General features: G+C 66.7%; 21 protein-coding genes and 1 pseudogene. 8 read left to right on the top strand and 14 right to left on the bottom strand.

Annotation, left to right across the window (positions count from 1 at the left end; all coding sequences use genetic code 11):
- The first annotated feature begins 35 nt into the window (after positions 1 to 35).
- Both QJR12_RS11495 and QJR12_RS11490 read left to right on the top strand, forming a co-directional pair.
- Complete coding sequence (locus tag QJR12_RS11495) at positions 36 to 1,010, top strand: diacylglycerol kinase family protein (RefSeq protein ID WP_300582120.1); 975 nt, start codon at positions 36 to 38, stop codon at positions 1,008 to 1,010.
- A 245-nt stretch (positions 1,011 to 1,255) separates the two neighbouring features.
- On the top strand, positions 1,256 to 1,510 hold the full coding sequence (locus QJR12_RS11490) for a WhiB family transcriptional regulator (protein ID WP_300582117.1): 255 nt from the start codon (positions 1,256 to 1,258) through the stop codon (positions 1,508 to 1,510).
- Positions 1,511 to 1,580: 70 nt separating this feature from the next.
- Here QJR12_RS11490 and QJR12_RS11485 read toward each other — a convergent pair whose 3' ends face one another.
- Both QJR12_RS11485 and QJR12_RS11480 read right to left on the bottom strand, forming a co-directional pair.
- Positions 1,581 to 3,080, bottom strand: coding sequence for a sensor histidine kinase (locus tag QJR12_RS11485; RefSeq protein ID WP_300582116.1), 1,500 nt, complete (start codon positions 3,078 to 3,080; stop codon positions 1,581 to 1,583).
- Between the two features lie 49 nt (positions 3,081 to 3,129).
- Entirely contained in the window at positions 3,130 to 3,345 is a 216-nt protein-coding gene (locus QJR12_RS11480; protein ID WP_300582455.1) for a biotin/lipoyl-binding carrier protein, read from the bottom strand.
- A 308-nt stretch (positions 3,346 to 3,653) separates the two neighbouring features.
- On the opposite strand from QJR12_RS11480, the gene QJR12_RS11475 reads away from it, so the two are divergent.
- Positions 3,654 to 4,082, top strand: a complete 429-nt coding sequence (locus QJR12_RS11475; protein WP_300582113.1) for a hypothetical protein — start codon at positions 3,654 to 3,656, stop codon at positions 4,080 to 4,082.
- A gap of 178 nt (positions 4,083 to 4,260) precedes the next feature.
- Here the strand turns inward: QJR12_RS11475 and rsrA are convergent, their stop codons facing one another.
- Positions 4,261 to 4,581 carry a mycothiol system anti-sigma-R factor gene (rsrA, locus tag QJR12_RS11470; protein WP_300582111.1) on the bottom strand — a complete coding sequence of 107 codons (321 nt, stop codon included), beginning with the start codon at positions 4,579 to 4,581 and terminating at the stop codon, positions 4,261 to 4,263.
- Positions 4,578 to 5,238, bottom strand: a pseudogene (locus QJR12_RS11465) (sigma-70 family RNA polymerase sigma factor). The gene rsrA and the pseudogene QJR12_RS11465 overlap by 4 nt, the downstream one beginning before the upstream one ends.
- 302 nt (positions 5,239 to 5,540) lie before the next feature.
- Between QJR12_RS11465 and QJR12_RS11460 the strand changes: the two are divergent.
- Positions 5,541 to 6,389 carry an NAD(P)-dependent oxidoreductase gene (locus QJR12_RS11460; protein WP_300582108.1) on the top strand — a complete coding sequence of 283 codons (849 nt, stop codon included), beginning with the start codon at positions 5,541 to 5,543 and terminating at the stop codon, positions 6,387 to 6,389.
- A gap of 101 nt (positions 6,390 to 6,490) precedes the next feature.
- Here QJR12_RS11460 and QJR12_RS11455 read toward each other — a convergent pair whose 3' ends face one another.
- Entirely contained in the window at positions 6,491 to 7,252 is a 762-nt protein-coding gene (locus tag QJR12_RS11455; RefSeq protein WP_300582105.1) for an SOS response-associated peptidase, read from the bottom strand.
- A 35-nt stretch (positions 7,253 to 7,287) separates the two neighbouring features.
- On the opposite strand from QJR12_RS11455, the gene aroA reads away from it, so the two are divergent.
- Together aroA and rsgA are read left to right on the top strand one after the other, a co-directional pair.
- Positions 7,288 to 8,577, top strand: a complete 1,290-nt coding sequence (gene aroA, locus QJR12_RS11450; RefSeq protein WP_300582102.1) for a 3-phosphoshikimate 1-carboxyvinyltransferase — start codon at positions 7,288 to 7,290, stop codon at positions 8,575 to 8,577.
- Complete coding sequence (gene rsgA, locus QJR12_RS11445) at positions 8,574 to 9,557, top strand: ribosome small subunit-dependent GTPase A (protein ID WP_300582099.1); 984 nt, start codon at positions 8,574 to 8,576, stop codon at positions 9,555 to 9,557. The genes aroA and rsgA overlap by 4 nt, the downstream gene beginning before the upstream one ends.
- 20 nt (positions 9,558 to 9,577) lie before the next feature.
- On the opposite strand, the gene QJR12_RS11440 is transcribed toward rsgA, so the two are convergent.
- From QJR12_RS11440 to QJR12_RS11420, 5 genes are all read right to left on the bottom strand, one after another.
- Positions 9,578 to 10,885, bottom strand: a complete 1,308-nt coding sequence (locus QJR12_RS11440; RefSeq protein WP_300582097.1) for a fatty acid desaturase — start codon at positions 10,883 to 10,885, stop codon at positions 9,578 to 9,580.
- 77 nt (positions 10,886 to 10,962) lie between these two features.
- Complete coding sequence (locus tag QJR12_RS11435) at positions 10,963 to 12,120, bottom strand: ferredoxin reductase (protein ID WP_300582095.1); 1,158 nt, start codon at positions 12,118 to 12,120, stop codon at positions 10,963 to 10,965.
- 122 nt (positions 12,121 to 12,242) lie between these two features.
- Positions 12,243 to 12,743 carry a hypothetical protein gene (locus QJR12_RS11430; RefSeq protein WP_300582092.1) on the bottom strand — a complete coding sequence of 167 codons (501 nt, stop codon included), beginning with the start codon at positions 12,741 to 12,743 and terminating at the stop codon, positions 12,243 to 12,245.
- A 32-nt stretch (positions 12,744 to 12,775) separates the two neighbouring features.
- Entirely contained in the window at positions 12,776 to 13,579 is an 804-nt protein-coding gene (gene ppk2 / locus QJR12_RS11425) for a polyphosphate kinase 2 (RefSeq protein ID WP_300582453.1), read from the bottom strand.
- A gap of 94 nt (positions 13,580 to 13,673) precedes the next feature.
- On the bottom strand, positions 13,674 to 15,083 hold the full coding sequence (locus QJR12_RS11420; protein ID WP_300582090.1) for a wax ester/triacylglycerol synthase family O-acyltransferase: 1,410 nt from the start codon (positions 15,081 to 15,083) through the stop codon (positions 13,674 to 13,676).
- A 201-nt stretch (positions 15,084 to 15,284) separates the two neighbouring features.
- Here QJR12_RS11420 and QJR12_RS11415 point away from each other — a divergent pair, with 201 nt between their 5' ends.
- Complete coding sequence (locus QJR12_RS11415; RefSeq protein ID WP_300582089.1) at positions 15,285 to 15,809, top strand: Rv3235 family protein; 525 nt, start codon at positions 15,285 to 15,287, stop codon at positions 15,807 to 15,809.
- A gap of 27 nt (positions 15,810 to 15,836) precedes the next feature.
- On the opposite strand, the gene QJR12_RS11410 is transcribed toward QJR12_RS11415, so the two are convergent.
- Both QJR12_RS11410 and QJR12_RS11405 read right to left on the bottom strand, forming a co-directional pair.
- Positions 15,837 to 16,994 carry a cation:proton antiporter gene (locus tag QJR12_RS11410; RefSeq protein ID WP_300582086.1) on the bottom strand — a complete coding sequence of 386 codons (1,158 nt, stop codon included), beginning with the start codon at positions 16,992 to 16,994 and terminating at the stop codon, positions 15,837 to 15,839.
- A gap of 4 nt (positions 16,995 to 16,998) precedes the next feature.
- Complete coding sequence (locus tag QJR12_RS11405) at positions 16,999 to 17,481, bottom strand: cation:proton antiporter regulatory subunit (RefSeq protein WP_300582084.1); 483 nt, start codon at positions 17,479 to 17,481, stop codon at positions 16,999 to 17,001.
- Positions 17,482 to 17,579: 98 nt separating this feature from the next.
- Here QJR12_RS11405 and QJR12_RS11400 point away from each other — a divergent pair, with 98 nt between their 5' ends.
- Positions 17,580 to 18,038, top strand: coding sequence for an SRPBCC family protein (locus QJR12_RS11400; protein WP_300582081.1), 459 nt, complete (start codon positions 17,580 to 17,582; stop codon positions 18,036 to 18,038).
- A gap of 30 nt (positions 18,039 to 18,068) precedes the next feature.
- Here QJR12_RS11400 and secA read toward each other — a convergent pair whose 3' ends face one another.
- Positions 18,069 to 20,903 carry a preprotein translocase subunit SecA gene (gene secA, locus QJR12_RS11395; RefSeq protein WP_300582079.1) on the bottom strand — a complete coding sequence of 945 codons (2,835 nt, stop codon included), beginning with the start codon at positions 20,901 to 20,903 and terminating at the stop codon, positions 18,069 to 18,071.
- 130 nt (positions 20,904 to 21,033) lie between these two features.
- On the bottom strand, positions 21,034 to 21,726 hold the full coding sequence (raiA, locus tag QJR12_RS11390) for a ribosome-associated translation inhibitor RaiA (RefSeq protein WP_300582076.1): 693 nt from the start codon (positions 21,724 to 21,726) through the stop codon (positions 21,034 to 21,036).
- Positions 21,727 to 21,782: the final 56 nt, after the last annotated feature.

The raw sequence follows: 21,782 nt of genomic DNA, 5'->3' as shown, positions 1-21,782 counted from the left end.
GACCCGCATCGTCGCCGGGCCTAAGCTCGGGCGTCATGCGCGCCGTGCTGATCGTCAACCCCACCGCCACCTCCACCACCCCGGCCGGTCGTGACCTGCTCGCGCATGCGCTGCGAAGCCGCCTCGAACTCACCGTCGAGCACACCGGCTACCGTGGTCACGGAGGGGAAATAGCGCGTGCGGCCGCCAAGGACGGAGTCGATCTCGTCGTCGTGCATGGCGGTGACGGCACGGTAAGCAACGTGGTGAACGGCCTGCTCGGCCCGCCCGGCCCGCTACCGAGAGGCCACGTTCCGGCGGTAGCGATAGTGCCGGGCGGGTCAGCGAACGCTCTGGCCAGATCGCTGGGCATCCCGCCCGACCCGATCGACGCCACCAACCAGCTGCTTAGCCTTCTCGACGCCTACGAACGCCGCCAGGAGTGGCGGCGCATCGGGCTGATCGACTGCGGCGAACGCTGGGCCGTGCTCAATGCCGGCATGGGTGTCGACGCCGAGGTGGTGGCGGCGGTCGAGGCGCAACGCGATAAGGGTGTCAAGGTCACCCCGTTGCGCTACTGGCGGGTGGCGGTGCCCATCACCATGGCCTACGCGCGCCGCGAGCCGAGACTGACGCTGCAGTTGCCTGATCGCGAGCCCATCCCGGGCGTGCACTTCGTTTGGGTGTCCAACACCAGCCCGTGGACTTACAGCAACAACCGTCCGATGGTGACCAATCCGGGCTGCAGCTTCGACACGGGTTTGGGAGTGTTCGCGCTCACCAGCATGAAGGCGATCCCTACGCTGCGGCTGCTCCGCCAGATGCTGTCGAAGCGGCCCAAGTTACAGGCCAAACAGCTCATCCGCGACGATGATGTGGCCTGCCTGCGGGTCACTTCGGCCGGGGCTCCGATCGCCAGCCAGTTCGACGGAGATTACCTCGGCGTGCGCGAAACCATGACGTTCCGGGCGGTTCCCAATGCCCTGGCGGTGGTCGCCCCACCCACGAAAACCCGTTCTGAGCTGCGGTGATCGAACCTACTAGGCCGGCTCAGGGGGCAACTGCGGGCTCAGCCTGGGGCACCGGGGTACGGGTTGCGGAAACGAATCATCAAAGTGAGATTTCCCACGTGTTAACGTGCACTATTGACATCCGTCGAGCCTGTGACACGATCGAACAGGTCGCACGTAACGGTAGCGAAACCTTTTTCGTGCAGGTAACAGCCGAAGAAAACGCCAGTGCGCTGTGCTGCGCACATAGTAAGGAGTAACGACGTATGGATTGGCGCCACAGGGCGGTCTGCCGCGACGAGGATCCGGAGCTGTTCTTCCCGGTCGGAAACAGCGGCCCGGCGCTCGCGCAGATCGCTGAAGCGAAACTGGTCTGTGCCCGGTGCCCGGTGACCACAGAGTGCCTCACCTGGGCGCTGAACACGGGCCAGGACTCCGGCGTCTGGGGCGGAATGAGTGAAGACGAGCGGCGCGCACTGAAGCGTCGCAATGTCCGGACAACGGCGCGCAGCGGAGTCTGACCTCACCACGGCATTTGCGCATAGTGCGGCCCCGGCAGTCGCCGGGGCCGCACTATGCGCCTTTGCACCGTCATTGGGTCGGCCTGGAGCGGCGGCCGATCGGAACCCGCAACACCACGTCGGTACCGCCCGCAGGGGCGGCCTGCATGTGCAGTGTGCCGTCCAGTTCGGCCGATACCAGCGTCCGGACAATCTGCAGGCCCAAGCGATCGGACCGTTCCAGATTGAAGCCCTCAGGCAGGCCGCGCCCATTGTCGTGGACCACCACGTCCAGCCAACGTGCCGAGCGCTCCGCGCGGATCGTCACCTGCCCGTGGTCGGCCTCGGGCTTGAACGCATGCTCGATGGCGTTTTGCACGAGTTCGGCGATCACCATCATCAGTGCCGTCGCGCGGTCGGAGTCCAGGACACCGAGCGCACCGACCCGACTGATCCGGATCGGCGAGTCCACACACGCCACGTCGTTCATGATCGGCAAGATCCGATCGATCACCTCATCGAGGTTCACCTGCTCGTCCACCGACGTCGACAGCGCGTCGTGCACCAAGGCGATCGATGACACCCGGCGCACCGACTGCAGTAATGCCTCCCGTCCTTCGGCGTTGGTCAGCCGGCGCGCCTGCAGGCGCAACAGCGCCGCCACCGTTTGCAGGTTGTTCTTGACGCGGTGATGAATTTCCCGGATCGTGGCGTCCTTCGACATGAGCGCGCGATCGCGGCGCTTCACCTCGGTGACATCACGGACCAGCACCGCTGCACCTGCCGCCGAGCCATGCACCACCAGCGGGAGTGTGCGCAGCAGCACCGTAGCACCACCGGCGTCGACCTCCATCCGCATGCTTGCCCCCCCGGTAAGTGAGTCGCGCACGTGCTCGGCCATTTCCTGCGCCTCGAACGGGTCGGATATCAGCGGCCGGGTGACCTCAATAAGGTTGTGACCCTCCAATTCCGAGGTTAGGCCCATCCGGTGGTAGGCCGATAGCGCATTCGGGCTGGCATAGGAGACGACACCGTCTACATTAAGGCGGATAAAGCCGTCTCCGGCCCGGGGACTGGATCGTGCCATGGCGACGTCACCCACGTTGGGAAAGGTGCCCTCCGACAGCATGTGGACCAGATCCGCGGCGCAGTCCAGGTAGGCGGTTTCCAGCGGGCTGGATTTGCGGGTCGCGGTCAGAGCGGTTTGACGTGTCAGCACCGCGACTACCCGTTCGCCGTAGCGCACCGGCACGGCTTCTACGTTCAGGCCTTTCTGCTGCCACGAAAAGTGTTGGACCGCATTATTTTCTCTTCCTATCGTGCCCGATTCGAACGCGGCTGCCACCAGCGGCAGGCGGTCAGCGGCAACCACCGTGCCCACCGCGTCGGTCAGCAGGACGGTAGCCGCGGTGTTGGGGCGGCATTGCGCTACGCAGACCAACGCGCCATCATCGCGGCGAACCCACATCAAATAATCGGCGAACGAAAAGTCGGCCAGCAGCTGCCACTCCCCGACCACGGCGTGCAAGTGGTCGACGGCATTCCCCGGCAGCACGGTGTGTTCAGCAAGCAGGTCACCCAGAGTCGACATCTGCTACCTCCGGGCCGATCCCGGACGGCCGGCACAGAAAATCAACGGCTTAACTGATCACCGCTATTAGGTCGCCGGCCTGGATGACATCGCCCACCGAGACATTCACCTTGCTGACCGTGCCGGCGACTTCGGCGATGACGGGTATTTCCATCTTCATCGACTCCAGCAACACCAGAGTGTCACCCTCCCCGATCCGGTCGCCCTCGTTGACCACGACCTCGAGCACACTGGCCACGATCTCCGCGCGGACGTCCTCAGCCATCATCACCTCATTCATCCCCGAGTCGATGCTTGGGTAATTCTGTCGCTCCATCGAACCACAATCGGCGGCTGATCGGTGAGCATCGACTCTGCTGCGGGTGGCGTGGCTCAGGACTGTGAAGAGCCACACGTCGCCCCGACTAGCAGCAGAATAAGCGAACCCCAAGATTAGTAAGTGAATCTATAGAATCCGATTTGTGATCGTGTCGTCTTACAGCTGTGATTTCTGAGCAGAATCGTTACCACAGTGATTTAAGTGTGTGAAGCACTCTTCGTTCGTTGCTTGCGTGAGAGGAGTCTCCCTTGTCCGTGAACATGTTTACGGTCGTTAAGAATCGGGGGTCGTTGGCCCGGGCGACCGCCGGTGCGGGGCTCGCATTGGCGGCACTAGGCGTGATCGGGCTCGGCAGCGGGGTCGCCGGAGCCTCCCCCCAGCAGCCGGTGCTCGTCGACGATCCCGCTCCCGTCGCGCCGAACCCCGCCGCGGGCGTAAGTGCCGCCAACGCGATCTTCGGCGAGCTCGATTCTCTCCTCAATCAGGTGTTCCCCGGCCTCGGCCCGATCTTCATGCCCGCCGCCTCCGGTGCCAATCCCTTGACTCCCGGCTCTACCGGTCCGCTGTTGCCGGGGCAAACCCCGGCGCTGCCGGGGCAGGGCCCGCTGTTGCCGGGACAGAATCCCGCATCACCGGGCTACCTCAGCCCGAATACGTCGGTGACCACCAGCCCGGTGGTGTAGTCGATCCCGGGTACCGCCGGCCTCGTGAGAGACTCCCGTGAGAGACTGACGTAGCGTCAGGTCCTGCAGGGAGGAGCAGTCATGGCCAAGCGTGGCCGCAAGAAACGCGACCGCAAGTACAGCAAGGCCAACCACGGCAAACGTCCCAACGCTTCGTAGCAACGGCCGCGCTGAGGGATTAGAAGGGCTGCCGGTCACGAATTATGGTGGTCCGGCGGATCTCCAGCCGCAGCCGCTCGCGCAGCCGTTCGGGGGCTTTCTCGCCGCTGCATTTCTTGCTGATCAGCGCCTTGATCCGCTCCTCAAGCCCGTAGTACCGCAGGCATTCGGGGCAGTCCTCCAAGTGCTGTCGCAGCTTCTTTCGGGTGTCGGGTGTGCATTCCCCGTCCAGCAGGGTCCAGATCTCGGCGATCACCTGCCTGCAGTCGAGGGTGAATTCGCTGCCGCCGACATGACCCGGATGGTCAGCGGGGTTGCGCCCACACGAAAACTCGGTCATGGCGACACCTCCTCGGGTGCTTGATCCCCCGCGGGTGAAGCCCCGCTCCTTGGCCACATTGGCCAACAGGCCGCGCAACTGGCGCCGGCCACGGTGCAGCCGCGACATCACCGTCCCGATCGGCGTATCCATGATCTCGGCGATCTCCTTGTACGGGAAGCCCTCGACGTCGGCGTAATAGACCGCCATGCGGAACTCTTCCGGCAATGCCTGCAACGCCTCAATGATCTCGGTGTCCGGCAACGCCTCGAGGGCCTCGATTTCGGCCGAACGCAAACCGGTGGAGGAGTGTTCGGCCGTGGACGCCAACTGCCAATCGGTGATCTCCTCGGTCGGATACTCCGGTGGTTGGCGCTGCTTCTTGCGGTAGCTATTGATGTAGGTGTTGGTCAAAATCCGATACAGCCACGCCTTGAGGTTGGTGCCCTGCTTAAAGGACCGGAAACCCGCATAGGCCTTCACCATGGTCTCCTGAAGCAGATCTTCGGCGTCGGCCGGATTGCGCGTCATCCGCAACGCGCCGCCGTAGAGCTGGTCCAGCAACGGAATCGCGTCACGCTCGAAACGCGCCGTCAGCTGTTCGTCGGTTTCCTCGGCGCCGGCGGGCTCCGGACCCTCCGCCACCTCGGGCCCAGTCGCGCCATCGACATCGGCCATGGTGAGTAACACAGTCCCTTCCGCCGCAGTGCCACCGGACGGCTCCGATGCCAACACCGGGCCCTCAAGGCAATGCGTCAACGGCTTCCCGTCCAGCAGACTCATCGCCGCCGACACCAGACTTCCCTCCTCACCAATCTAGAGGCCGCCACCGTGGCCGTCTGCTGCGGCCCGGGGCAGGCACGCCAGATCGCCTCAGTCAACCGTCTACACCGGCCCGCTATTTCCGGCGCGGTATCCGGCCTCACCCGGCGCCGGGCCACGCCGGCGGTGCAACCGGGCATAACGCTAGGGTGACGGCCATGTCGCTTTCCGGCAAGACCATGTTCATTTCGGGTGCCAGCCGTGGGATCGGCCTGGCCATCGCCAAGCGGGTGGCGCGCGACGGAGCCAATATCGCGTTGCTCGCAAAGACCGCCGAACCACACCCAAAGTTGCCGGGAACCGTCTACACCGCGGCCCGGGAGATCGAGGAGGCCGGCGGGCAGGCACTGCCGATCGTCGGTGACGTCCGCGACGCCGACTCGGTGGATTCCGCGGTGGCGCGCACCGTCGAACAGTTCGGCGGTATCGATATCTGCGTCAACAACGCGTCGGCGATCAACCTTGGCTCCATTACCGAAGTACCGTTGAAGCGCTTCGACCTGATGAACGGCATTCAGGTGCGTGGCACCTATGCGGTGTCGCGGGCGTGCATTCCACACCTGAAAGGCCGGGAGAACCCGCACATCCTGACGCTCTCCCCGCCGGTGCGGCTGGAGCCCAAATGGCTCCGGCCCACGGCGTACCTGATGGCCAAGTTCGGGATGACGTTGTGCGCGCTAGCGATCGCCGAGGAGATGCGCGCCGACGGCATCGCCTCCAACACCTTGTGGCCGCGCACCCTGGTCGCCACCGCCGCGGTGCGAAACCTCCTGGGCGGCGATGAGGCGATGGCGAAAGCCCGTAAACCCGAGGTGTACGCCGACGCCGCCTACGTCATCCTCAACAAGCCCGCCCGCGACTTCACCGGCAACTCGCTGCTGTGCGAGGACGTGCTGCTGGAGTCGGGGGTGACCGACTTGTCGGTATATGACGTGGTGCCCGGCGCCGAGCTCGTCGTCGACCTGTGGGTGGACTCCGTCAATCCTCCGGGCTACCTCCGACCGTAATGCCGGCCGTAATGCTGCCGTAATGCGCCCTTCTCCGCCGCCCAACGGACACCGGGTTTCCCCCGCCGTCGCCCTCCGCGCACGCCGGCGCGCTGCTGCCGCTACAGCAGTGTCGGCGACTCGCGCCGTGGGCCGACCGGCTCGATCAACTCGGGACCGTTGTTGCGCACGTTGTTGACCAGCGTGGCGACCTCACGTATCCGGACACCGCTGACTTCGGGCGGGCGGACCAGCAGCTCGGTATCCGGTGGGGCGTCGGGGTCCAGCCAGCGATCCCAGTCACCCTCGGGCACCAGCAACGGCATTCGATCATGGATCCCGGCGAGTTCACCGACCGCGCCGGTGGTGATAATGGCGCAGCTCAGCAACGGGGGGGCGGCGGGGGCCGGCCGCCACACCGACCACAGGCCCGCCACGAACAGCGGCTCGCCGTCCTCGCGGTAGATGTAAAACGGCGTCTTGCGCCGCTTCATACCGCTGGGCAGGTCATTTGCGACACGCCACTCGTAGAAGCCGTCCATCGGAACCAGGCAGCGCCTGGATTGAGCGCTCGACCGGAACGCGGGCGAGGTAATGATCTTGTCCGCGCGGGCGTTGATCAGCTGCGGCCGCTGGCCCTCGAGCCCGCCGGCGGGACCCGGCTTCGCCCACGGTGGCACCAGCCCCCACCGCATCGCCCGAACGCGCCGGGTCGGCTGATCGCCGGGTTGGCCGTGCCGGCTCACCACGACCGCGATGGTGGCCGTCGGGGCCACGTTGTAGTTCGGGCCTCCGGCAACCCCGTGGCCGGTGGCCTCGTCAATCGCGGTGATCTTCTCGGCCAGCTGCGCCGGGTCGATGGTCACCGCAAATCGACCGCACACCCCTCCATGATCTCAGGACAAGCGATGATGGACGAGTGACGACCTGGACGGCCCCGTGCCCATCGGGACCGGTGCACGCGACCCTGTCCGTGCCCGGCTCGAAATCCCAGACCAACCGGGCGCTGGTGCTCTCGGCGTTGGCGGCCACGCAGGGTCAGGGTCCCTCGACCATCAGCGGTGCCCTGCGCAGCCGCGACACCGACCTGATGATCGCAGCGCTGCGCACCCTGGGTCTGCGGGTCGACGCGGCCGGATCCGAACTGCTGGTCCGCGGCCGAATCGCGGTGCCCCCGAACGCCCGCGTCGAGTGCGGTCTGGCCGGCACGGTGTTGCGTTTTGTCCCGCCGCTGGCCGCGCTGGGTGCCGCGCCGGTCGCCTTCGACGGTGACGAGCAAGCCCGGGCCCGCCCGATCACACCGCTGCTGGACGCGTTGCGCGGTCTCGGCGTCGACGTCGATGGCGCGGGTCTGCCGTTTCGGGTGCGCGGCCGCGGATCGGTGCCCGGCGGCACCGCGGTAATCGACGCCTCGGCGTCCTCGCAGTTCGTCTCCGGCCTGCTGCTGTGCGGGGCCGCATTCGTCGAGGGGCTCACCGTGCGGCACATCGGTCCGGAACTGCCCTCGGCACCTCATATCGCGATGACGGTGGCCATGCTGCGCCAAGCCGGGGTCGACATCGACGACTCGGTCCCCGATCGCTGGGCGGTGCGGCCGGGCACGGTGGCGGCCCGGCACTGGGCCGTGGAACCGGATCTGTCCAACACCGTTCCGTTCCTGGCGGCCGCCGTGGTCAGCGGCGGCACGGTACGCATCACCGGTTGGCCGCAGCGCAGCACCCAACCCACCGATACCGTTCTGGGTCTCCTGAGACGGCTGAACTCCGTTGTCATTCACACCGATTCGTTCCTCGAACTTCGCGGATCAGCGAGCTACGGCGGCCTCGACGCCGACCTGCACGATGTCGGTGAGCTGACACCGGCACTGGCGGCGCTGGCGGCACTGGCCGACCCGGGGTCGGTGTCACGGCTCACCGGGATCGCGCATTTGCGCGGCCACGAGACCGACCGGCTGGCCGCGCTGAGCACCGAGATCAACCGGCTGGGCGGCGACTGCCGGCAGACACCCGACGGTCTGGTGATCACCGCGACACCGCTGCGGCCGGGCGTCTGGCACTCGTATGCCGATCACCGGATGGCGATGGCCGGCGCGATCGTCGGGCTTCGGGTCGCCGGGGTCGAGGTGGACGACATCGCCACCACGGCCAAGACACTGCCCCAGTTTCCGCGGCTCTGGGCGGACATGGCGGGTCAGGGGCCCGGCGGGTGAGGCTCGGCGACTACGACGAGTCCGACGTCAAGATCCGCTCAGGTAGAGGATCGCGGCCGCGGACCAAGACCCGCCCCCGCCATGCCAACGCCAGAACGGCCATGGTGGTCAGCGTCGATCGGGGCCGCTGGGGCTGCGTGCTCGACGGGGATCCGCAGCGCCGGGTGACCGCGATGCGGGCTCGCGAGCTGGGCCGGACGCCAATCGTCGTCGGCGACGACGTCGACCTGGTCGGCGACCTGTCCGGGCGTCCGCACACCCTGGCCCGCATTGTCCGTCGGGGGCCGCGGCGAACGGTGTTGCGGCGCACGGCCGATGACACCGACCCCACCGAGCGCGTGGTGGTGGCCAACGCGGACCAGCTGCTGATCGTGGTGGCATTGGCCGACCCGCCGCCGCGCACCGGGCTGGTGGACCGGGCATTGATAGCCGCCTACGCCGGCGGGCTGACCCCGATCTTGTGCCTGACCAAGACCGACCTCGCCCCACCGGAACCGTTCGCCGCGCAGTTCACCGGCCTGGATCTGACCATCGTCACCGCAGGGCGCGACGACCCGCTTGATGCCGTCGCTCCCTTGTTGACCGGGAAAGTGACCGTGTTGCTGGGACATTCCGGAGTGGGCAAATCGACATTGGTGAATCGTCTTGTGCCACAGGCAGATCGAACTGTCGGTGAGGTCACCGAGTTCGGAAAGGGGCGGCACACGTCGGCGCAGTCGGTGGCGCTGCCGTTTCCCGATTCCGGTTGGGTGATCGACACCCCCGGCGTGCGCTCGTTCGGATTGGCGCACATCAAGCCCGACGACGTGCTCCTGGCGTTTTCCGATCTGGCCACGACCATCGAGGACTGCCCGCGCGGCTGCGGACACCTGGGTCCGCCAGCCGACCCCGAGTGCGCCCTGGATCGCCTGACCTCGCCGGCGCAAGCTCGTCGGGTGGCCGCCGCCCGGCGGCTGCTGGCCGTGCTGCGGGAAACGTAGCGTGGGCCGACCGCGATCACCTAAGCCGCTAGGCCGCACGGCCGGCGCGTGCTGCCCGGTGGCGTGGCATCAACCGCCTTGGCCCGCTTGTTGCGTCGCCAGGCCCGCACGGTTGCGATCGCGGTCTTAAGGCCACGCCGGCGGCCGGTTGCCGGATCGGTGCCCGCCACCAAAGCGGGTTCCAACTCGGCGAACATCCGCTCGCTGCGGGTCTCGGGCGCATCGTCGGCAGTGGCGCGCAGATATTTGTCCGGCAGCGACAGCTTGGCAATCGTCCGCCACGCCTTCGCGTACTGCAGCAAGAACGGGCCCGTGGTGTAGGGCAGATCGTATTTGTCGCAGACCTCGCGCACCCGTACCGAGATCTCGGCCAGCCGGTTGCTGGGCAGATCGGGATACAGGTGGTGCTCAATCTGATGGCACAGGTTGCCGCTCATGAACCGCATCACCGGCCCGGCGTTGAAGTTGGCACTGCCCAGCATCTGCCGCAAATACCACCGGCCCTTGGTCTCTCCGGCCATGTCGGTCTTGGTGAATTTCTCGGCGCCGTCGGGAAAATGCCCGCAGAAGATCACGGCGTTGGACCATACGTTGCGGATCACGTTGGCCAGCGCGTTGGCCTTCAGCGTCGATTTGAAGGTCGCGCCCGGTGAGAGCCCGGTGAGCGCCGGGAAGGCGACATAGTCCTTGAACAGCTGGCGACCGGCTTTGCGTGCGAACAACCGCAACCGGGCCCGGGTGTCCTCGGGGGCGGCCCGGCCCTTGAAAACCTTGCCGAGCTCCACGTGCTGCAACGCCACTCCCCACTCGAAGCCGATCGCCAGGATGGTGTTAAACAGTAGGTTGAACAGGTGGTGTCGCTTCCAGCGTTGATCACGGGTGACCCGCAGCAGGCCGTAGCCCACGTCGTCGTCCATGCCCAGGATGTTGGTGTATTTGTGGTGCACGAAGTTATGGCTGTAGCGCCAGTGCTTGGATGCCCCGAGGTTGTCCCACTCCCAGGTCGAGGAGTGAATCTCCGGGTCGTTCATCCAGTCCCACTGGCCGTGCATGACGTTGTGGCCGATCTCCATGTTCTCGATGATCTTGGCCACGCCCAGGGTGACGGCGCCCGCCCACCACGCCAGCCGCCGCGAGCCGGCGGTCAACAACACCCGCCCGGTCACCTCCAGCGCACGCTGCGCGGCGATGGTACGGCGAATGTAGCGGGCGTCGCGTTGGCCCCGGGAATCTTCGATGTCGCGGCGGATCGCGTCCAGCTCGGCGGCCAGGCTGTCGATGTCGGCGTCGGTCAGGCGCGTGTATTCGTCCACATCGGTGATCGCCATCTGTCGCCTTCCGGGTCGGTAGTCACTGACCTACGCTATCGTAACCTACGAAAGCGTAGGTTACCAGGGAGTAATCGTTAGATGTCGAGCACGCAATCGCCGGATGCGGCCGAGACGCAGGTCTGAATCCGGGTGCCGGGCTCGTGTTCGACACCGGTCCGCAGATCACGCACGTGGCCCTCCAGCAGCGAAACCACGCACGACTGGCAGATACCCATCCGGCAGCCGAACGGCATCTGCACACCGGCCCGCTCACCGGCGTCCATCAGCGACGTCGCGGCATCGGCGGCCGTGCTCTTGCCGCTTTGCGCAAAGGTGACCGTGCCGCCCACCCCGGCCGGGGCCGCCCGCGACACCGCAAACCGCTCCACGTGGAGCCGTTCGGCGATTCCCGCCGACGACCAGACCTGCTCGGCCCGGTGCAGCATGCCCTCCGGCCCGCAGGCCCAGGTCTGGCGTTCGGACCAATCGGGCACCTCGTCGGACAGCCGGGCAAGGTCGAGTCGGCCCTCGGTGCGGGTGGTGCGGATCCGCAACCGGTAACCGGGGTGGCTGCGAGCCAGTTCGCCCAGTTCGTCGGCAAACATGACATCCGCCGCGGTAGGCACCGAGTGCAGGTGCGCGATGTCGGTGATCTGGTTACGGCGCACCAACGTCCGCAGCATCGACATCACCGGCGTGATCCCGGATCCCGCGGTGATGAACAGGATCGCCGGCGGCGCCGGATCGGGCAGCACGAAATTGCCCTGCGGGGCGGCCAGACGCACGATCGTGCCGGGTTCAACCCCACCCACCAGATGCGCCGACAGAAACCCTTCCGGCATCGCTTTGACCGTGATGGTCACGGTGCGCGATCGCCGGCGGGCACCGGCGGTCACCGGACTCGACGTCAGCGAATACGACCGCCACCACCAGCGCCCGTCCACCAGCAGGCCGATCCCGATGTACTGGCCCGGCTGGTAGTCGAAGCTAAAACCCCATCCCGGTTTGATGACCAGAGTTGCAGAATCGGCTGTCTCGCGGCGGACTTCCAGCACGCGGCCCCGCAACTCCCGCGCCGACCATAGCGGATTGAGCAAATGCAGGTAGTCGTCGGGCAACAGCGGGGTGGTGATGCGGGTGCCGAGCTTGCGCAGCACGTTCCATCCCGGATGGCGGTCCGCGCCGACGACGGTGGGCGGCTTGGTGTCGACGAGGTTGGCGGTAACCTTGGCAGTCACCTTGGTCGTTTTCATGTTCCTGGGAAACGTGTTCGTGACAAAGCTCCTTGCGATGGGCCCGGAAGTCAACCATCCTCGACGAACCTACGGTACCGTAACTTGCTCTGGTAGGGCAATCGTCGGCAGATCGATCGGGGTTACAGCAGGTCAAGCAGAAACGGCAGCTCCTGGGTGGCGTACCACGCCAGATCGTGGTCCTGGGCGTCACCGACGAGGAGTTCCGCGTCCTCGTCACCGAGATCGGCCGCGTCGATGACCGCTCGCGCGGCCACCACGTCCGCCTCGGCGTCAGCAGTGTCGACGAACACGGCGATGACCCGGGTGATCGCCACGGGAGCCGCCAGCCTGACGACGGCGGCGTCGAGGTCGGGGCGCGAGGTGACGTCGTCCACGTCGGCGACCACCACCGCGCGCCGCGGCGGCAACTCGTCAGGCGTGTCGGTGGCAAGCAGCCGCAGCGAGGCCAGCGCCGCCTCCCGCAGCGCCACCTCGGCGAGCTCGTCATCGTCACCCTCGAGGTACGCCTCGCGCAACGCCGGCGTCACCGCGAACGCGGTGCCGCCGGGCGGCCATAGCGACTCGTCGGCGACAAAACGCTGAAGCATGGCCAGGGTGGCCGGAATGTAGACCCGCGTCACGAGACGCCAACCCGGATGCCCGCCGGCACGCCTCAAGCCCCGATCAGCGTGGCCACGTAATCATCGACATAGGTCGACAACTCGCGAGGCGGGCGCTGGTAGTTGCCGCTCACCACCGGATGCGCGGGCAGCTCGACCCTCGGCTTCTCGACATCGTGATAGTCGATACTGGACAGCAGGTGCGCCATCATGTTCAGCCGGGCGTGCTTTTTGATATCGGAGTCGACGAGATACCAGGGGCTTGCCGGAATGTCGGTATGCACCATCATCTCGTCCTTGGCCCGCGAGTAATCCTCCCACCGATACACCGACTCCAGGTCCATGGCGGTGAGTTTCCATTGCCGCACAGGGTCATTCATGCGTGCTTTGAACCGTCGCAGCTGCTCTTGCTGGGACACCGAAAACCAATACTTCCGCAGGAGAATCCCGTCGTCGATGAGCATCTGCTCGAAGATCGGCGTCTGGCGCAGGAACAGTACGTATTCCTTCGGGGTGCAGAATCCCATGACTTTCTCGACACCGGAGCGGTTGTACCACGACCGGTCGAAAAGTACCATTTCCCCTTTGGCCGGCAGATGCGCGATATATCGCTGGTAGTACCACTGGCCACGTTCTCGATCGGTCGGGGCGGGCAGTGCCGCGATCCGCACCACCCGCGGGTTGAGGTACTGGGTAATCCGCTTGATCGTACCCCCCTTGCCCGCGCCATCACGACCTTCGAAGATCACCACGATGCGCGCTCCACAATGGCGCACCCACTCTTGCAGTTTGACGAATTCTGTTTGTAGCCGGAACAATTCGGCTTTATAGACGTGGTTGGGGAGCTTACGCGCCATCGGCCCGGTGCCGTCCGCCTCGGTTGCGGCGCTGTTTTTACCGGCCTTGCTCACCAGCCAATGCTATGTCAGCGTCCCGGCCCGGGTAGCCCGATTACCGGGCCGCTTCCAGCAGTTCGTCAAGTGATTCGCCGAGCAGCGTCGGCAGCACATCGACATCGCTCATCGCCTCACGGTCGGCGTTGATCCCGAAATACAGCATGCCGTCATAGGACGTCACACCGACGGCCAGCACCTGGTTGTTCAGCAGTGGGGGCACCGGGTACGTCTCCAGCAGCCTGGCGCCGGCGACAAACATCTGCGATTGGGTACCGGGCGCGTTGGTGATCAGCAGGTTGAACAACCGCGAGGAAAAACCGCTGGCGACCCGAATGCCCATGGCGTGCAGGGTGGGTGGGACAAAGCCCGGCATCGTCAAAATGGTGCGCGCGTCGATCAGGCTGGGGGCCGTCGGGTGCGTTTCGGTGGCGTGGGCGATCTGCGAAAGCCGCACCACCGCGTTACCCTCCCCCGCCGGCAGGTCGACAAGGAACGGTGCCACCTGGCCGATCGCCCCACCGCGGCGGCCCGAATCGGAATGATCGTCCGGGTAGACCGGCATCGGTGCCATCGCGCGGATCGTCGCGGTCGGCGCCAGCGGCTCACCGCGCAACAGCAGCCAGTTGCGCAATGCACCGGTAATCACCGCCAGCACCACGTCGTTGACGTCGCAGTGGTAGCGGGCCCGCACGGTCCGGTAATCGTCCAGGCGCCCGCGGGCAACCGTGAAACGCCGGTGGCGGGAGACCGGGGCATTAAGCGGGCTGCTGGGCGCGGCGCCCCGGGCCCAGGTGCGCGCCATCTCGAGGAGCCGCCGACCGGGGCGCACAACGTGCCCGGAATTCGTTGCCAGGCCCGCAAGTGCGGAACCTGTGGCGTGCAGCTGAGCCCGCGGGCCGGATATCCAGTCACCGATCGCGCCCAGGAGCAGCCGCGTGCCGCTGGGGTCGCGCTCCGGTACCCAGATGTCTTCGGGGAACGATCGCGGGTGTCGCGTCCGATCGGCGATGACATGCTCGAGCGCCACCGCGCCCGCCCCGGCGACCAGTGCCTGATGGGACTTGATGTAGAGCGCGATGCGATTGTCGGCGAGGCCTTCGACCAGGTACATCTCCCACAGCGGCCGGGATTTGTCCAGCGGCCGCGCGGCCAGCCGCCCGACCAGCTCATGCAGTTGCTCGTCGCTGCCCGGCGACGGCAACGCTGACCGGCGGACATGGTAGGTGATGTCGAAATCGCGATCATCGACCCACACCGGCCTGCCCAGGCCCATCGTCACTTCGCGGACTTTCCGGCGATACCGCGGCACCTGCGGCAGCCGCTTTTCGACGGTGTCCAGCAAGGTCTCATAGCTCAACCCGGCACGCGGCCGGCGCAAAATCCACACCGACCCGAGATACCTTGGGGTGGCGGTGTTCTCCAACCGGTAGAAGGCGGCGTCCGCGGTGGTCAGCCGGGTCACCATGGCGGCCGTCCTCCCTGCATCCGTCGCGAGATCCGCCCGGGATCCGCCGATCGAGACCTGCCGTCACGGTACCGCCGATTCGGCCGGGCCGCGGGGCGCATACCTGACAACGCGAGTTGTGCGATGATCATCGGCGGTTGTCTGTTGTCTGCCACTCTCCAGCAGGCCCATCCGGTAGCCCGAACACTGGAGAGGTGCCAGTTGACCCGCACGCCCGAACCGCGCGCCGCGTTCGCCGTCACACCCGTCGTGGACTATGAGCCGCCGCCGGGGACCGTCGAGCACTGCCGGGGCGTGTCGCCCGCGACGCTGCGGCAGCGCCCCACCCGCGCGCCACAGCGGCCCGGCGGCCCGCGGCCGCCGGCGCCCGAAGCGCCCGGCCTTTCCCCGCCGATGCGGCAGGCGGCGATTTTCGCCGACTCGGCACTGCGCCGAGTGCTGGAAGTCATCGACCGTCGTCGCCCGGCGGCCCAGCTGCGTCCGGTGTTGGCGGCGGGCCTGCTCGACGCCGTGCTCGCGGGAAACCGGGCGGTGGGCGGGCACGGGGCGGCGGTGCTGCGCCGGCTGCGGCTGCAAACGGCCGGCCGCGACGGCGAGTTCCGCGCCGCCGAGGTGTTCGGCACCTACAGCCGCGGGCGCCGCGTGCACGCCATCGCCTGCCGGGTCGAACTGCTGCCCGCCACCGGCGGAACCCGGTGGCAGATAGTCGCCCTGCACATCGGCTGATCGATCCGCAACCGCGCTACCTCCGCGCTACTTCTGCACGCCGGCGACAACCGGCCTTGGAGCACCGGCGAAACGGGCCAGAAGCGGGCCGGCGATCGCCATGACGAACACATACGACATCGCCAGCGCGGTGAGCCCGGGGATCGACGAGCCGACCAATCCGACGATGACCAGTGAAAACTCGCCCCGGGCGATCAGCGCGGCACCGGCCCGCAACTGCCCGCGGCGCGCCACACCGTCCCGCCGGGCGGCGACAACCCCGGTGACCACCTTGGTTGCACCGGTGACCGCGGCCAGCGCCAGGGCGGTCGGCAGCACCGGGAGCAGCTCTCGAGGATCCGTGGAAAGGCCGATCCCGAGAAAGAAAATCGCGGCGAACAGGTCGCGAAGTGGGCCGAGCACGTTGCGGGCCCGCTCCGCGGTCTCACCGGTCAGGGTGAGCCCCACCAGAAACGCGCCGACGGCGGCCGACGCATGCACCGATTCGGCCGCCGCGGCCACGAGCAGGGTGACGCCCAAAACCCGCAGCAGCAGCTGCTCGGAATCCGGGTGGGTCACCAGCCGCCCGACGTGGTGGCCCCAGCGATACGACAGGGTAAACACCGCCCATAACACGCCGACCGCGGCGACCATGCCGGCCACCGCGGGCAACCACGTGCCGCCCGCCGCGAGCACCGCAAAGAGCGGCAGGTAGCCCGCCATCGCGAAGTCCTCGAGCACCAGCACCGCCAGCACCGCCGGTGTTTCCCGGTTGCCGAGCCGCTGCAAGTCCTCCAGCAACCGGGCGATCACCCCCGAGGAGGAGACGTAGGTGACGCCGGCCAGAGCCAGCATGCCGACCCCGTCGAGCCCCACCAGCCACCCGGCCAGCGCACCGGCCGTGGCGTTCAGCGCCAGATCCAGCGCGGCGGACGGCAGGTGGTGGCGCAGGCTGCTGGCGAATTCCGCCGCAGAGAACTCCAAACCCAAGGTCAACAGCAGCAGCACGATGCCGATCGGGGCGCCCGTGGTGATAAATTGACCTGCGGCGGCCACCGGGGCGATTCCCCCCTTGCCGAGCGCCAGGCCGGCAAGCAGATATACGGGTATCGCCGACAACCCGAATCGCCGTGCGACGCCGGCCAACAGGGCGAGCACGGTCAAGATGGCGCCCAGTTGCAGCAGCAGCGCCACCGGGATCGCCACCGGCTTAGCCCTTGTCGACGGTCTGCTCGACCCCGGCGATGCCCTCTTCGGTGCCGATCACGACCAGGACATCTCCGGCGCGCAGGACTTCCGCCGGCGCGGGCGACGGCAGCACCTTTTTGTCGCGCACGATCGCCACGATCGACGCGCCGGTGCGGCTACGGGCACCGGTATCGCCGAGCGGACGATCCACGAACGGACTGCCCGGCTCGATGTGAGCCTGCCCGACATCCAGCCCGGGAACTTCCCGGGTCAGCTCGGTGAACCGTTCGGCGATCCGGGGTGCACCCAGGATCTGGGCCACCGCGTCGGCCTCGTCATCGGTGAAGCGCAGCAGCGGTTGCGCCCGGTCCGGGTCGTCGCGGGCGTATCGGCAAATCTCGAAGCCCCCACTGCGCCGGGCGATGATGCCGATCCGGTCACCGTCGTGGCTGGTGAACTCGTAGCGCACACCGATGCCCGGTAGCCGCACCTCCTTGACGTCCATGCGCTTGATCCTCCACCACCTGCCACAACACCGGCAATGCGGCGCGCTCGGGACCGATTTCGTGGATTCGGCCCGCCGAGCCGCCGTACTGTAGGCGGATGGACCCAAATACCATCAGTGTCGAGCGAGCCATCAACGCGCCCGCCAGCAAGATTTTCGCGTTGCTGGCCGACGCCGGCAAACATGCCAGTTTCGACGGGTCGGGCGGGGTCGACCACGCCGCCCGGGATTCGGTGCCGTTATCGCTGGGAACGACGTTCACCATGGCGATGCGGGGCCGGCGGGAATCGCTGTTTCTGCCCTACCGCACCAGCAACACCGTCGTCGAGTACGAGCCGGATCGCCGCATCGCTTGGAAGACCACCGCTTTGGGCGGGCTGATCGGCGGCCGCATCTGGCGCTACGAGCTGACCCCGACCGACGGCGGCACCCTGGTGCGGGAAACGTGGGACATATCCACCGATCGGCAGCGACCACTGGTCAAGCTGGCCGCCAAGCAAACCGAGAACGCGATGCGCGCCACTCTGGAACGGATCGCCGAGCTCGTCGAGGACTAGCTGCGGGAAGCGAATTCGTCGCCCTACCGCCTACCGCTTCTTCACCGATTTCGGCGGCTTGGGGCCACGACCCTGACGGCGCGCGGCCTCGCGCCGTTCCCGCCGACTGGCACCCGGCACGGCGTGCGCCGCCGCCGGTGTCCGGGGGGAACCGTCGCCGCGGCGCTGCACCTGGGCAGACCCGTCTTCCGAGGGTCCGGTGTAGGTCAGTGCCCGAGACTCGTCGTCAACACCTTTGGCGCGCACGGTATTCGGAGTCGCCCCGGGTGACCCGGCCGCGACCCGCTGCTGAGCGGTGGCCGCCGCCGCGGTGGCCAGCTCGACGAGCTCATCGGGCTCCGCGGCGGCTTGGGGCGCGGGCATCGCCTCGACGGCCACGTTGAACAAAAATCCGACCGACTCCTCTTTGAGGCCGTCGAGCATGGCCATGAACATGTCGTAGCCCTCGCGCTGGTATTCGACCAGCGGATCCCGCTGCGCCATCGCGCGCAGCCCGATGCCTTCTTTGAGGTAGTCCATCTCGTAGAGGTGTTCGCGCCACTTGCGGTCGATCACGTTGAGCAGCACACTGCGCTCCAGCTGGCGCATCGCGCCATCACCCGCAAGCGCCTCGATCTCGGCTTCCCGTGCGGCGTAAGCACGTTCGGCATCCTTGAGCAGCGCCTCCAGCAGCTCCTCACGGGTCAGCTCACCGGGTTCACCGACCGCGTCGCTGTTGAGCAGCTGCTTGTGGTCGATCCCCACCGGATAGAGCGTCTTTAGTGCCTCCCACAGCTTTTCCAGATCCCAGTCCTCGGCGTAGCCTTCCGCCGTCGCCCCGTGGACATAGGCGGTGATCACGTCGCGAATCATCGACAGCGCCTGCTCCTTGAGGTTTTCACCTTCGAGGATGCGGCGGCGCTCCTCGTAGATCACCTTGCGCTGCTGGTTCATCACCTCGTCGTATTTGAGGACATTCTTTCGGATCTCGAAGTTTTGCTGCTCGACCTGGGTTTGCGCGCTCTTGATCGCGCGGGTGACCATCTTGGCCTCGATCGGCACGTCGTCGGGCAGGTTAAGCCGATTAAGCAATGCCTCCAGGGTGGCGCCGTTGAAACGGCGCATGAGTTCGTCGCCCAGCGACAGGTAGAAGCGTGACTCGCCGGGGTCGCCCTGACGCCCGGAGCGCCCGCGCAGCTGGTTGTCGATGCGCCGGGCCTCGTGACGCTCGGTGCCCAGCACGTACAGCCCCCCGGCCTCGATCACTTCCTTGGCCTCCTTGGCGGCCTCGGCTTTGACGAGGGGCAACTCCTGGTGCCAGGCCCGTTCGTACTCCTCGGGTGTTTGTATCGGGTCAAGGCCACGCTCGCGCAGCCGTTTGTCGGTGAGAAAGTCGACGTTGCCACCCAGCACGATGTCGGTGCCCCGGCCGGCCATATTGGTGGCGACGGTGACGGCGCCGCGGCGGCCCGCCTCGGCGATAATGGCCGCCTCCTGCTCGTGGTATTTGGCGTTGAGCACGTTGTGCGGGATGCGCCGCTTGGTCAGCAACCGGGACAGGTACTCGGATTTCTCGACGCTGGTGGTGCCGACGAGGACCGGCTGGCCTTTCTCGTAGCGTTCGGCGATGTCATCGACGACCGCCTGGTACTTCGCTTCCTCGGTCTTATAGATGAGATCAGGCCGATCGGTGCGGATCATCGGCTTATTGGTCGGGATGCTGACCACACCCAGCTTGTAGATCTCGTGCAGCTCGGCCGCCTCGGTCTGGGCGGTCCCGGTCATCCCGGCCAGCTTCTCGTAGAGGCGGAAGTAGTTCTGCAGCGTGATGGTGGCCAGCGTCTGGTTTTCGGCCTTGATCTCGACGTGCTCTTTGGCCTCGATGGCCTGGTGCATGCCTTCGTTGTAGCGCCGGCCGATCAGAACCCGGCCGGTGAACTCGTCGACGATCAGCACCTCGCCGTCGCGGACGATGTAGTCCTTGTCGCGGTGGAACAGCTCTTTGGCTTTCAGCGCGTTGTTGAGGTAGCTGACCAGCGGGGAGTTGGCGGCCTCGTAGAGGTTGTCGATGCCCAGCTGGTCTTCGACGAACTCCACGCCCGCCTCATGCACGCCGATGGTGCGCTTGCGCAGGTCAACCTCGTAGTGCACGTCTTTTTGCATCAGCGGCGCGATCCGGGCGAACTCGGCGTACCAGTTGGTGCCGCCGTCGGCCGGGCCGGAGATGATCAGCGGGGTGCGCGCCTCGTCGATCAGGATCGAGTCGACCTCGTCGACGATGGCGTAGTGGTGGCCGCGCTGCACGCATTCGTCCAGCGAATGGGCCATGTTGTCGCGCAGGTAGTCGAAGCCGAACTCGTTGTTGGTGCCGTAGGTGATGTCGGCGGCGTAGGCGGCACGGCGTTCGTCGGGGCCCATCCCCGCCAGGATCACCCCGACATCCAGGCCCAGGAAGCGGTGCACCCGGCCCATCCACTCACTGTCGCGCTTGGCCAGGTAGTCGTTGACCGTCACGATGTGCACACCCTTGCCGTCCAGCGCATTGAGGTAGGCGGGCAGCACCGAGGTCAGGGTCTTGCCTTCACCGGTCTTCATCTCGGCCACGTTGCCGAAGTGCAGCGCCGCCGCGCCCATCACCTGCACGTGAAACGGGCGCTGATCAAGCACCCGCCAGGCGGCCTCACGGGCCACCGCGAACGCCTCGGGCAGCAGGTCATCGAGGCTTTCCCCGTCGGCGTGGCGCTTTTTGAACTCGTCGGTTTTGGCCCGCAGCTCGGCGTCGGTGAGCTTGGCCACGTCATCGGACAAAGTCTCGACATAGTCGGCGACCTTCGCCAGGCGTTTGACCATGCGGCCTTCACCGAGCCGCAGCAACTTACTCAGCACAGCTAGGTCCCCTATGGGTAGACGGTGTGGTTGGGCGTTCTCGCCAGTCCATCCTAGGTGACCGCACGTTGCGGGGTGCCGCGTCGACCCACGGGCTTTGACAACCCGACGGCCGGGGCCCGCCGGGGGTTCAGGAGAGCCGGATCAGGCCGTAGTCGTAGCCGCGGCGACGGTAGACGACCGACGGCCGGTCGGTGTCTTTGTCGTGGAACAAAAAGAAGTCGTGGCCGACAAGCTCCATTTCATAGAGCGCGTCATCGACCGACATCGGCGTGGCCGGGTGTTCCTTGACACGCACGATCCGGCCGGGTTCGTGGTCGGTCGCGGCACCGCCATGCTCATGCGCCGCAGCAGCCTCGGTGCTGAAGGCCGTCGGCGGCACCGCCGTCGCGGTGGCCTCGGACACCGAGACCGGGGTCTTGTCGCCGTGATGGACCTTGCGGCGATCCTTGACCCGACGCAGCCGGCTCTCTAGCTTGTTGACGGCGGATTCGAACGCGGCATAGAAACTGTCGGCGCAGGCCTCGCCGCGGGCCACCGGCCCCCGGCCGCGGGCGCTGATTTCGACACGCTGACACGATTTGCGCTGGCGGCGGTTGGGTGCGTGCTTGAGTTCGACGTCGAACAGGTAGATGCTCCGGTCGAACCGCTCCATGCGGGCGAGTTTCTGCGAAACGTAGACGCGGAAGTGATCGGGGATCTCGACGTTGCGGCCCTTGACGACGACCTCGGCACGCGGTGCCGCCTCGTCCCGCTCTTGGGCTTCAACCACTCCTGAACCCCCCTGGCCGGAATCCACGATTTGGCTTGACATACCTGACATCTCGTTTCTCTCTCGCGTTGCACGCGCCGGGCGTGCCCTGCTTTTGATCCACAGCT

Origin of the sequence: Mycobacterium sp., from assembly GCF_029961025.1 — a bacterium.
GTDB lineage: Bacteria > Actinomycetota > Actinomycetes > Mycobacteriales > Mycobacteriaceae > Mycobacterium.
This window is presented reverse-complemented; position numbering and strand designations above follow the sequence as displayed.